This is a genomic window from Olsenella sp. oral taxon 807 (genome assembly GCF_001189515.2).
Classification (GTDB): Bacteria; Actinomycetota; Coriobacteriia; order Coriobacteriales; family Atopobiaceae; genus Olsenella_F.
Window position 1 is genome coordinate 1,733,112 of sequence record NZ_CP012069.2, and the last position, 12,539, is coordinate 1,745,650.

10 protein-coding genes are annotated in these 12,539 nt (G+C 61.3%); 5 read left to right on the forward strand and 5 right to left on the reverse strand.

Going from position 1 to position 12,539, the window contains the following annotated elements:
* Positions 1–24: 24 nt before the first annotated feature.
* Positions 25–1,509 carry a 4-alpha-glucanotransferase gene (malQ, locus tag ADJ70_RS07320; protein WP_253273133.1) on the reverse strand — a complete coding sequence of 495 codons (1,485 nt, stop codon included), beginning with the start codon at positions 1,507–1,509 and terminating at the stop codon, positions 25–27.
* Between the two features lie 979 nt (positions 1,510–2,488).
* On the opposite strand from malQ, the gene ADJ70_RS07325 reads away from it, so the two are divergent.
* The gene (locus ADJ70_RS07325; RefSeq protein ID WP_050340531.1) at positions 2,489–3,163 is read left to right on the forward strand and encodes an aspartate/glutamate racemase family protein; all 675 of its coding nucleotides are present in this window, start codon (positions 2,489–2,491) and stop codon (positions 3,161–3,163) included.
* On the opposite strand, the gene ADJ70_RS07330 is transcribed toward ADJ70_RS07325, so the two are convergent.
* Entirely contained in the window at positions 3,132–3,635 is a 504-nt protein-coding gene (locus ADJ70_RS07330; protein WP_050344492.1) for a GNAT family N-acetyltransferase, read from the reverse strand. The genes ADJ70_RS07325 and ADJ70_RS07330 overlap by 32 nt on opposite strands.
* An 8-nt stretch (positions 3,636–3,643) precedes the next feature.
* The gene (locus ADJ70_RS07335) at positions 3,644–5,110 is read right to left on the reverse strand and encodes an amino acid adenylation domain-containing protein (protein ID WP_050340532.1); all 1,467 of its coding nucleotides are present in this window, start codon (positions 5,108–5,110) and stop codon (positions 3,644–3,646) included.
* Positions 5,111–5,437: 327 nt separating this feature from the next.
* Here ADJ70_RS07335 and ADJ70_RS07340 point away from each other — a divergent pair, with 327 nt between their 5' ends.
* From ADJ70_RS07340 to ADJ70_RS07355, 4 genes are all read left to right on the forward strand, one after another.
* A complete protein-coding gene (locus ADJ70_RS07340; RefSeq protein WP_050340533.1) occupies positions 5,438–6,112 on the forward strand; it encodes an alpha/beta hydrolase in 675 nt (224 codons plus the stop codon).
* 365 nt (positions 6,113–6,477) lie between these two features.
* A complete protein-coding gene (locus ADJ70_RS07345; protein ID WP_050340534.1) occupies positions 6,478–6,705 on the forward strand; it encodes a helix-turn-helix domain-containing protein in 228 nt (75 codons plus the stop codon).
* Between the two features lie 46 nt (positions 6,706–6,751).
* Entirely contained in the window at positions 6,752–7,225 is a 474-nt protein-coding gene (locus ADJ70_RS07350) for a hypothetical protein (RefSeq protein ID WP_172674462.1), read from the forward strand.
* Positions 7,226–7,580: 355 nt separating this feature from the next.
* A complete protein-coding gene (locus ADJ70_RS07355; protein WP_253273134.1) occupies positions 7,581–9,980 on the forward strand; it encodes an HAD-IC family P-type ATPase in 2,400 nt (799 codons plus the stop codon).
* 666 nt (positions 9,981–10,646) lie between these two features.
* Here the strand turns inward: ADJ70_RS07355 and ADJ70_RS07360 are convergent.
* Entirely contained in the window at positions 10,647–11,666 is a 1,020-nt protein-coding gene (locus ADJ70_RS07360) for a DUF6709 family protein (RefSeq protein ID WP_050340536.1), read from the reverse strand.
* A 251-nt stretch (positions 11,667–11,917) separates the two neighbouring features.
* The gene (locus ADJ70_RS07365) at positions 11,918–12,538 is read right to left on the reverse strand and encodes a CDP-alcohol phosphatidyltransferase family protein (RefSeq protein ID WP_050340537.1); all 621 of its coding nucleotides are present in this window, start codon (positions 12,536–12,538) and stop codon (positions 11,918–11,920) included.
* Between the last annotated feature and the right edge of the window lies 1 nt (position 12,539).

Consider the following 12,539-nt stretch of genomic DNA (forward strand, 5'->3'; position numbering starts at 1 on the left):
CGCTTGGTTGTGCACATAGCCTCATCACGCCGGAAGCTCGGGCGGCCGTGCTCCGGGGACGCGAAAGTAGGTCTGGGTAAGGTCGAGGAGGGCCTCCTCGACGGCTCGGGTGATGGCACCCTCCCTCATGCGCCAGTCCCAGTTTCCACCCAAGACGGCTGGCACATTGATGCGCGCCTCGTCTCCTAGGTCAAGTAGGTCCTGCATGGTGTAGATGCAGGTGTCACTGACGGATGCGGCGATGGCGCGGTTGAACGCGGCTCCCACGGGCTCACCCTTGGCCCGCCTGGTGTAGCGGTCCGCCTGTTCGCGCTGGCGCGGAGTCGCCGTGTTCTCGTACCAGCCACGAACGGTCTGGTTGTCGTGGGTACCCACGTACGCGATGGTGTTGGGCGTGTAGTGGTGGGGCAGATAATACGAGTCGCTGTTGCCATCGAAGGCAAACTGCAAGATCTTCATGCCGGGAAAGCCCGTGTCCTCGCGCATCTTGATGACCTCGGGAGTCATGAACCCCAAGTCCTCCGCAATGATGGGGAGCTTGCCCAGCTGCCGTGTCAGCTCGTCGAAGAGTGCCGTGCCAGGACCCTTGCTCCAAGAGCCAGCCGCAGACGTCGCAGAGCCAAAGGGCACGTCCCAGTAGGACTCAAAGCCCCGGAAGTGGTCGATGCGCACAATGTCGTACATCTTAAGGCTCATGCGCATGCGCTCGACCCACCAGGAGTAGTGATCCTGGGCCATGGCGTCCCAGTCGTAGATCGGGTTACCCCAGTACTGTCCTGTCGCGGAGAACTGATCGGGCGGAGTGCCCGCGACGCTCGTAGGACTCCCGTCCTTACCGACCCTGAAGAGCTGTGGCATTGCCCACATCTCAACGGAATCGCGCGAGACATAGATGGGCATGTCGCCCACGATAAGCACCCCGCGCTCGTTCGCGTAGCCCTTCAGGCTCTCCCACTGCTTGAAGAAGAAGTACTGCGTCATCAGGTGGTACTGGTAGTGGTGCTCACGCTTGGCGCTCAGGTCCCGCGACGCCTTCCCCGGGCTGCGATACTGCTGTGGCCACTCGTGGAAGGCCTTAAGGCCGAACTCCTCCTTGACGGTCATGAACTCACAGTAGCTGTCAAGCCAACTTGCGTGCCTGCGTGAGAACTCGTCCAAGTCCGAAGGAGGGTCCTGCATGAAGCGTGCCGTCGCACGCTCGAGCACCTTCCTGCGCGCGACGAAGATCGTGGCGTAGTCGATGCGCGCCGGGTCATCCCCGAACTTTACGCCCTCGAGGTCGCCGCGCTTCAGGTAGCCCAGCTTCACCAGCTCGTCCAGATCGATGAAGTTGGGGTTGCCCGCGTAGGCGCTGAACGACTGGTACGGCGAATCGCCGTAGCCCGTCGTGGTTAGCGGCAGGATCTGCCAGTAGCGTTGCGAGCAGCGGCTCAAGAAGTCGACGAACTCATAGGCCTTCGGCCCGAACGAGCCGATGCCGTACCTCCCAGGCAACGCAAAGATTGGCATCAACACTCCACTTGCTCGCATGGCGTCCTCTTCTCTCCTAGGCCCTCAGGCCAATTGTAACGGATACTCACCATGGTCGTGCGACCACTGCACGATCGTTCGCTACCACTACTCACAGACAGGCTCGTCACGTAGACTTGCAGACACGCTCCTTCGGATAGGTACATTACTTGTTTGAACAAGTTTAACCCAATACGGGTAGACTAGCTCGAACAAGTTCCTCGTCAACGTGACCATTGAGGCAAAACGCACGCACTCGACACAATACGGTCGGCACTGCGAGGGTGGTCGAACGCCGCAGGGTGGCCGGCGCTGCGACGTGGCCAAGTAGGTACCCCGCAGATTCTGGGGTACCTAAGAAATATGCCCAACTGGGCAAACGTCCTCACGTCGGTACCCGCCAGATTCTGGGGCACTTAGCGCCGGACTGCCATCAGCTCTTCTCATGCGAAGGCACAGCCGAATGGATAGCTCTCAGAAATGGAAGCTACGTGAGCTCGTATGGGTGGGTGGTTGCGTTACCGCTAGGACGGCGTGGGCGTCACCGCCAGGGCGACGACGCAGGAGTGTACACAGATTGGCTAAAATGGCCTCTCGGCGCCGTTTTGGGGCATTTGTGTACACTGTTGCGACGCGAGTCGCGATACGAATCGCGACGCGAGCTGCGCTAGGTGGCACGAGCGCCTCAACCACCACGGCGTGCCGGCGGCGCCCCCTCGCTGACCCCTCCCGCTTGGCCGGGAAGACAGACTCTGAGCGAGCGGCGCCGCTGCCAGGTCGGCATCTTCGCCGAGGCGTCAACCCACACGAACCCCCGAAGAGCCTCAGAAAGTCCATCACAGTCGATGCCCCGACAGACACGTGAACAGAGGACTGACGCAGGCGATTCGTGTATACTGCCCTTCTCCATAGCGGTAAAGAACAGGCTCTGACGGCACCAACGAGTCGTCGTGCGGTACGCCTGCCGGAAGGGGGACCCATGTCCACGCTTGGCCTCATCGCAGACACCCCGCAGGTCACAGACGCCTACCAACGGGCGATCGTAAGCAACGCCGCGCTGACATCGGCACCTCTCGTCGAGACCGTCGATGGTCAGTGCGTACATGAGCTGGCCCAAGCGCTCGACGCGAAAGGCCTGGCAGACCATTTGCTTCCCGCCATCGACAGGCTCCAAGGGAGGGGCGCAAACCTTGTAGCGCTCACCTCGGTGACGGCACACCTCGCGCACCGCCTACTCAGGCAGCGCGCGGAGCTGCCCGTCATCGACGTCTCGGACGCGGTGCTCAAGGCGACGATATCCCGCCACGACAGGGCGGTCTTCCTCCTGGGGAGTGGTCCCACGATGCGCCAGCGCTTTCTCAAGACGCCCATCGTCCTCTCGCACATTGCTGTCATCACGCCCAGCAGCGCGGAAAAGGACTGGCTGGGAGATGTCATCCGATACGAGCTCAAGGGGGGCGACGTGACACCAGAGACCATCCGAGCTTTTGAGGACATGGTCGAGAGGGGAAGAGACGAGGGCGCCCAGTCCGTCGTGCTGGCATCATCGGACCTCTGCCTACTGGCCCAGGGCCGCAAACTGGCGCTTCCCATTGTGAGCTCAATGGACGCTCACGCACGGGTCATTGCGGCGGCACTTGTGGACAACGGCTGAGCTGACGGCCACCCGCAAGAAGCATCATGTCAGGCAGGTCGACGAAGCCCACCCCCTCGTAGAGGGCCCGGCCTTCCTTGGAGGTCTCGAGGTAGATCTTCTCGGCGCCCCATTGCCTCGCACGCGCGACCAGCCATCGCACGACGGAGTGCCCGACACCGCAGTGCTGCGCCTCAGGACGCGTGTAAATGTTCATGAGGTAGGCACACTTGCCAGACAGGTTGTCCGGAGAGGGCATCTCGCGCTGGAGGCACACGCCTCCGCAGCCGATGACCTGCCCATCGATTTCGGCAAAGCAGGCGATGTGCCCCTTTCTCGGCAACTCGCGGGCATAGTAGGTCCGGTTCTCCCGGTCAAGCGCGTCCAGGTCGTCTCTCTCGGATAGCGAGAACACCTCGCGTAACACCTCCAGTCGCCAGGCCATGAGTCGGTCGATCTCATCGATGCCAGCCTGCCTCACGACGACTGCCATGACCACCCCTACCCCTTCAGAACGACGGGGAGCGCCATGCCATCGGGCTTGCCGTTCTCGGTGAGCGGTATCTCGTCCATGCGTACGAAGAACTCGGGGATCATGAAATCCGCGAGCCTGCGCCCAAGACGCGCCCTCAGCTCCGACAGCCTCAGGCCGGCTTCGCTCGGGACGACATAGGCGACCATGTACGACAGCCCCCTCTCGTCGCGGTAGGCACGCACGGTCGCCTGATGGATGACCTCATCCGCTATCAGGACGTTCTCGACCTCCAGGCACTCGACGCGGCGCCCCTCGATCATGACCTGGCTGTCCTTGCGATGCAGAAATGCCACGTTGCCGTCTGGTAACAGATACCCAAGGTCACCGCTGCGATACAGGTACCTCCCATCTGGCAGGCTGACGAAGTTCGATTGCTCGGGATGGTCGCCCAAATAGCCACGGGACACGCCGTCACCGAAGATGCAGATCTCGCCCACCTCCCCATCCCTAACGGGTCGCAGGTCATCGCCCAGTATCTCGATGCGGTCGCAACGCACCGCCCTGCCGATGGGATAGCTGCCATCCTCGAGCGGGACGCCGTCACTGACGCAGTAGAACGATGCGCAACAGGTGGTCTCCGAGGGGCCGTAGGTGTTGTAGACCTGCGCCACCCCCACGAGGCGGTCACAGTAGCTCGCGCGCAGGACGTCCCCGCCGCTCACGTACAGACGCACGCCCTCGGGAAGCGTGGCGGCCCGGTTTATGTCGGCCAGCAGGTGGGGAAAACCGTCCACGATGGTCACCTTCTGCCTCGCGATGTAGTCGATGAGACGCTCGGTGTTTGACCTGTCATGCACCGAAGGGATAGCCAACGTCGCCCCACTGAGCAGGGTGGCGAACACCTCCTCGACGAAGATGTCGAACGAGCAGACGGAGTACTGGAGCATGACGTCTTGTGACGTGAGTCCCATCTCATGCGTGAAGGCGTCGATGTAGCTCAAGACATTGCGGTGCTCGACGCAGACCCCCTTGGGCACGCCCGTGGTTCCCGACGTATAGAGCACGTAGGCCAGCCTTGACGCCTCGGCGACGCAGGGGGTCTGAACAGGCTCCTCACGAAGGCTCATGCCAGGCTCCACGAACACGCGCGTGACGGACTGGAACAGGTCGTCATACGCACGCTGCGTCACGACGGCATCGACGTCGGCCTCGGTCAGCATGAAACGGATGCGCTCCACCGGAAAGCCCGGCTCGGCGGGGACGTAGGCCGCCCCCAGCTTCAGGACGGCGAGCATCGCCGCGATCATCTCCGCGCCATGGTCCATGACGATGCCAACGAAGCGCGCGCGGTGGGGCAACCGTGCCGCTATGGTGTCCACAAGCAGCCTGAGCTCGTCATAGCTGAGCGAGCGGCGCTCGTCGCGAACGGCAATCGCGGATGGCGTCTCCTTAGCCCTTTGCAGGAACGACTCATAGAGCGATGTCTTGTCCATTCGACAGCTCCTCGTCACGCGTCATGTGTCCACAGGGCCCCTTGAGCCCCCAGCCCGTCGATGTCCCACTGTAGTCGAACCGGACATGCGTTCAGGCGTGTACGGCCGTGAACCATAACATCACCCTCGATGCCATCTCGCCCGTCGCGAACCTGACCTCGTATCTGCCGGTATGCTAGCATGGGACTCGTCATCTGGCCTTGGGGGATGTGCGCTGCGCCCCAAGCAGGGTCCGTGACGTCAGGCGAGGGGCTGTCCGGTGCCTGGCGCCACGGGTCCGCGCAGCCCCATAGCTTTCAGGTAGTGGTCGGGAGAGTGTCATCGAGTATGGAAACCATATTCCAGGTATCAAAAGAATGCGTCACCGTACGCTCAACGGGAAGCGGCAGGGCCATCGTGTACCTGCACGTATATACCGGAGATGGTGGAAGCGTCTGGGAGAAGTGCCTTGAGCTGGGATGTCGTGACTTCACCCTCGTCTCCATCGGCAACCTGGACTGGAGCGATGACATGTCACCTTGGGAGTGTCCCCCTACGTTCAAGGGCGACGACGCCTGCGCAGGACATGCGGACAGACAACTTGAGCTACTGATCAAAAGGATGATGCCCCGCATCGAGGCCAAGCTTTCGGCACCGCCGGCTTACTCGGCAATCGCAGGTTACTCCCTTGCTGGCCTCTTTGCCACCTGGTCGGTCCTCAACACGAACGTCTTCTCACGGATGGCAAGCGTGTCTGGCTCCCTCTGGTTTCCGGGCTTCTCGCGCCACGTCGCGCAGCACGAGCCCGCAAAGGAGCTGGAGAGAGCGTACTTCTCGCTTGGCAGCACTGAGGCTCGCACCCGCAACAACTTCGTGAGAAGCGTCGAGAAAGACACGAGGTCGATCGTCGAGTCGTTCTCCTCGCGCGGTGTGACAGTGACGTTCGAGGAGAATCCCGGCAACCACTTCAAGGAACCGGCGCTGCATACGGCAAAGGGCATACGCTGGATCCTGGATGCCTGATGCCACGCCTGCCCCTGCTAGGTCCTTGGCAGGAGGTACGCATTTGGGCTTGTCAGACATCGCAGCTGGTCAGGGCTATTCCAGCCATGCCAGGGTCCCTTGCGCACACCCGTAGGCCTGGCTCTCGGCAGGGGCAAAAAGCCGACCCGCCGACCATAGTAGCCCAGTATGTTCGTCACGGATAGCCCTCAACAAGGGTGACTACCTCCCCAGCCTGATGGAATGGGTCATGCTCTCACCAACCAAGACATAAGAGTAGGGGGTGTGGCTGGTGCAGGCAAAAGAGGTCCCATGACGACCAGCGAGCTGGCACGCACCGTCGCCCTGATGCGCGCGCCATCGGCAAGGACACACAGACATATGAGGTGAAGAGTTCGAGAAAGAGGCTGGCAAGGAACATCTGCAAGACCATCTCCGCCTTCTCGAACGGGACGGGTGGAACGATCATCTGCGGACTCTGCGAGAGGGACGACTTCACACCCATCGAAGACTTTGATGCAGAGGTAATCTGCGACTCACTCGCACAGGCATGCAACGAGCGGATGACCCCGCCCGCCAGGGTCCGGCCCAGCGGCAGATGTCCCGTAGGATAGGCACGACCGACTCGCCACGCCCGCGCACATGGACCACGAGCACGCCATGGTTCTCGGTAACCTCCTCAAAGATGGCGCCCCCGAGCTCGCCTCGCTCGTCGAGCATCCTTTCTCGCATGAAGACGTGCTCTTTGTGGGCCTTCGATATGACCAGATGGCACCGTGGGAGCTTGACTACGTCGACGGGCACCACATGGCATACGTCACACCAGAGCAACTCGAGAGGGATGACTCCCCCGTTCTCGATTGGGTGCGTGCGCATGGCTATGGGCATCTGGCGATACACTTTGACATCGACGCGCTGTCGCCCGCGAGCTTTCTTCAGCAGTACCCCAACAACCCCAACGAGGACTTTGGCGACGTGCCCGTCGGCGGCATGACGCTCACACAGGTGGCGGGTCTCCTCGCCAAGGTGGCCCAACTCGCAGACATCGTGGGACTCACCATCGCAGAGTTTCTTGCATGGGACCTCATCTCGCTCAGGGAGAACCTCGCACGCATCGACATCCTCGCGCGATAGCAAGGACACATCCTTGAAGGTGCATCCCCATACCAAAAATCGCCCATGGCTGGTGTGCCGACCGCAGTCAGGCGACCCTCGACTGGCAACGTACCCCTGGGACGCAAGGCGATCTTGTAGCACGGGTGACAGTAGTCCAGACGTCGATGCTAAAATCAAGATTACATTCAATTAAAGTACAGACCACTTCAGTTAGTTTGAGGAAACAGAGGAAGACGCTTGGGGGCAGCCGGGTGCCGTGAGCCTCGCGTACAATCCAGTGGATCTACCTGCTATCTGACAGGCTAGGAGGCAAGGTGCGTCGTGGGACGCAGCGCAGCGTACGGGCGGCTACCATATGAGGGGTGATGGGTACGTGACTGAGACTGTGACAGATGCCAGCACCCATGGGGACAAGGACCACATGAGGGGACTCGGTCCCGGGGATGTTGCCGAGCGTGTGGCCGCAGGCCTTGTGAATGTCGACGCGACGGCACGGACCCAGACGGTAGGACAGATCGTCCGCAGGAACACGCTCACGTTCTTCAACGGCGTCAACCTGGTCATGCTCATCCTGGTGCTCATGACAGGACAATTCAGAAACCTGCTCTTCCTCATCGTCGTCCTCGCCAATCTGCTCATCGGCATCGTGCAGGAACTCCACGCCAAGCGCATGGTCGACAGACTCTCCATCATCACCGCCACCGACTGCCGCGTGATCCGTGCCGATGGGGAGACCAGCATACCCATCAGCCAGATCGTGCAGGATGACCTCGTGAGGATCGGGCGGGGGGACCAGGTCCCTGCCGACGGAACGGTGGTCTCAGGCGTGGCGGCGCTCAACGAGAGCCTGCTCACGGGCGAGTCCAACGCCATAGAGAAAAATCCGGGCGACGAGGTCATGAGCGGGTCGTTCGTGGACTCCGGCAGCATCACCTATCGCGTGACCCACGTGGGACGGGACGGGTACGCGGCGCGCATCAGCGAGAAGGCCAAGGCCTACAAGGCCATCCGCTCGGAGATACGCCTCACCATCAACGCGATCATCAAGGTTGGGACGACCATCCTCGTGCCCCTTGGGATAGGGCTCTTCACAAGCACGATGATCCATGGCCACACGAGCGTCAACCAAGCGCTCCTGCAAGCCGTCGCCGCCGTCGGGGGAATGATCCCACAGGGCCTCGTGCTGCTGACCTCCACGGTCCTCGCGATCGCGACCGTGCGTCTCGCGGGCGAGAAGGTTCTTGTCCAGCAGGTGTACTGCATCGAGGCGCTTGCCCGCGTGGATGTGCTCTGCCTTGACAAGACCGGCACGATCACCACAGGCGCGATGGAGGTCGTCGAGGTGCGCGGCGAGGATGTTCGCGGTGCCGAACGTGCTATCTCGACCATCGCCGTCGCAACCAGGGGGGAGGCCAACGAGACCTCGCGCGCCATCTGCGCCTATGCCGAGGCCCATGACCTCAAGGCCGATGCGTGCTCCCGCGTCATACCCTTCTCGTCGAGGTACAAGTACTCGGGCTGCGTGACCGAGGACGGCCGGGCATACGTGATGGGCGCCACCCAGTTCGTTCTTGGCGCGGAGCGCGCATCCCGCGAGGCGCAGGGACTCCCCTTCGAGAGGCTCATGCGCGTGCTCGTCGTAGCGACGTGTGACGGCTTCGACGAGGAGGGGCACATCGTCGGTGAGCCCCAAACACTCGGCTTCGTCGCCATCCGTGACCAGATCAGGCCTACGGCAGCACCGACCATCTCGTACTTCGGAAAGCAGGGCGTGGGCGTACGCGTGATATCGGGCGACGACCCTGCGACTGCCTCGGCCATCGCAAGGCAGGTTGGCATACCCAATGCGGAACGATACGTGGACGCGTCGACGCTCGAGAGCGAGGATGACCTCCTGTGGGCGGTCGCGCATGACACCGTGTTCGGTCGCGTGACCCCCGACATGAAGAGACGGCTCGTCCGCGCCCTCGGCGAGCAGGGCCATACCGTCGCGATGACCGGTGACGGTGTAAACGACATCCTCGCCTTCCGCGAGGCCGACTGCTCCATAGCCATGGCCTCGGGCTCAGCTGCGGCGCGCAACATCGCCGAGATCGTGCTCGCCGACAGTGACTTCTCACACCTGCCCAACGTCGTCGCCGAGGGGCGTCGCTCGATCAACAACCTGCAGCGCTCGGCGGCGCTCTTCCTGATGAAGACCGTCTACACGGCCGCGCTGACCTTCGTCTGCATCGTCGTGCCGCCGTACCCCTTCATCCCGATACAGATGTCGCTCATCTCCACGGCCATCATAGGGGTCCCTTCGTTCATACTTGCGCTCGAACCGAACTACGACCGCATCAGTGGCAACTTCCTCACGAACGTCCTTGCGCGGTCCCTGCCCGCTTCCGTCACCACCGTCTTCTCGATAATCCTTCTGATGGTCGTCTCGCACTTCCTCGGTTGGTCGGCTAACCAGTACTCGACGATGTGCATGAGCATCATGTGCCTCGTAGGTATGGCGCTGCTCCTGCGCATCTCCCTTCCGCTCAATACCCTGCGGGGGACACTCCTCGTAGGAGTCCTCTCCATCATCCTTCTCGGCATTTTTGTGTTCAGCGACTTCTTTGGCGTCACGCCGTTCACGCAAAACATGACGGCCGCATTCTGCCTCGTCGCCCTCATCGCCCTCGCTATGTTCTCGGCCTGCAGCAGGTACCTCCAGGGAAGCGAGAGGTCGGATCTCATGGATCGCATCGTGCGCGAGATCTGGAGGTACGGCACAAGGAAGTAGCGCACACGGCGATGGCACGCATGGGACAGTGGCACGAATCCTCATCCGAGGCTGTGTTGGGAACCATGCAGGGGATCCCTCCAAAGTGTACGTCTTCATCTCCTTAAAGAAACTTAACTGGATTTTATCGACCCACCTCACGGAAAGGCGCACTGTGCCGGCACCCTCACGGAGAAGCGCATTCTGGTCGGTCTGGAGGTTGCAGGCTGCGTCTTTCGGTGAAGTCAGACTCCAAACCAAAGTTTGCGGACCCTAGCGCAAACCACCCCGCATTCTGGCGGGTGGTTGCTCGAACGTATTTGCCCAGTTGAGCCATTTTCTATAGTACCCCGCATTCCGGCGGGCGGTTGCCCCGCGCCTCCTCTGGGCGACAACATGACGGAAAAGCGCAGTCTGCACGCGACGTCTCACGGAAAGACCTTCTTGAAGGGACCAGAAAAGGCCATTGTCAGTCGCATGACTTCCCCGCTCATTGGTCGGAAAAGCGAGATAGCGGCCCGTTGGGCAACCGCGCCTGCAAGCGGGCGGCTCCTGGTACTTCCGTCGACCAAGAGCCGCCCAGTCACGTCACCTGCCAAAATCCCTTACCCACCAAGACAAAGAGATCCGACGGTCGCAACTCTTTGAGCCGTACACGGGACCCCTTCATCACGCGATGGCGTAAGATTACCTGTTCTGACGTTGAAATGCGTCGAAGGCCTTCACGTTCTCGTCGGAGTAGCCGATCATCGCTGCGGGATTTCTTGCCGAGACCGCCGAGAAGACCTCGTTGATGACGTTTGCCCGCCCCTTTCCGCCTTGGCTGCAGATGTTGATAAAGTCGAGGTCACGCAGCCTGCACACCACGTTACTGCTGACAGGGACGAAATTCCTCCTCATCACGTGCTGGTATATCCACACGATGTCGGCGTAGGCGATGACCGCCCCCTCCTTCTTTGACACGATGAAGTTCGCCGTCAGGGCAGGATTTGCCGAGCCCCCCGTCGTGGACAGGTAGTTTTGCAGCTCTGCCCAAGCCTGCTGGGTGGCGCCCTCCCTGTCCAATCGATCCAAGCATCTGCGAGCCACCTTTATCTGGGCGAAGTAGCCAAAGAGGAGGATACCGCCAAAGATAGCCGCGACGATCGCAGCAACGATAAATGGCGTCATCATTGCATCCCGTGGCGTGGTCATCGTGTCGATATACAGCACGCCAACCTTTTCGGTAAGATTAGCAGCGCTGACCCCATAGGAAGTCGCTAGGGTGTCCACCAGATTGTCCGGCATCTTGCTCGCCACACCATAGATGCGTACGGGTTTTGGAGTGCTCGAGACCTCGCCGGTATTAACCTTTTGGCTCTGCCAGTATTCCTGCTGATCCGCGAACCTCTTCTCCTCGGATGCCCTCATACAGACAACGATCGCGTAGTCCTCCGAGTCAGTTGCAAGATAGTAATAGTGATCGTCTCGGTGTGCCGCATACGTGTCGAGGCTCACCACGTCAAAGTACACCGACGTGCCCTCCAGCGACCTGTCCGTCGGATTGAACGCCACCGCGTTCTCTTTGCTCGTCCGACCGATGACGCCCGCATAGATGAGGAGGGCTATGGCAGCCAGGACAAGCGTGGCAACGCCACACACCGCACCGATCACGAGCCGGGGTTTCCCGGGCCTCAGATACTCCTCAAACTGACTCCGTATATTCATGCAATACCCCTTACGTCAGATTCTGACACGCGATGCCCCGTACGTCAGCTCACGGGCAGTCCGCCAGAACCAAGCGAGTCCTCTTCGTTCTGCAAGCGCCGCAGGCACACCGGCGTTCCGTAACGAAGAAGTATACAGGTTTTGGTGGAGTACGCACAAGCGGCTTCCGGGTACCCCGCGTGCCTCCCCTACAGCCGCCCGGCGCCGGGCAGATCATCACCACGGGCTTCCGGGCGTAAGGGGCATCAGATTCAGCTGGACGTAAGCACCTTTTTCACCCGCAGCGCAGCGGACGCGAATGCCAGCACGGTGACCACCGCGCAAGACACGCCAATGACAGCCACATAGGCAGAATCCCTGAGCACAGAGTGAAGGACGAGGGCTCCAAGAGGCATGACGTAGAGCGCTACCGCCACAGCACGGCCGACCCTGTCGTACCAGAGCATCGCCCTCTCGCCGCGCTGGCGCCTTGCGGCGAGGGAGGTGATAACAAACTCCACGAACATGAGCAGGGCAACACAGGGCAGCCACCAGGGCAAAAGCCCCAACATACAGAGCGTCGTGATCGCCGTGGTGACAAAGAAGAGGTCTGCGGTCACATCGAGAATCGCGCCCAACGCGCTCTGGACAGCAAGCCGGCGAGCGAGCCTCCCGTCGAACAGGTCGCTGAGCGCGATAAGCGCAAATAGCGCAACACGGGAAGCGAGGGACTCTCCCGCAAGCGAGAGAGCGCAGAACACCGCCGCGAGGGGGATGCGTGAGAGCGTGAGTAGGTCTATAAGCACCGTCGCGAACAGACGACGTCCGTCTTTTGGTCTTCCGCCCATGCACGTCCCACCCCTGCGGGCCTTGGTCATCATGCGTCCACCCATG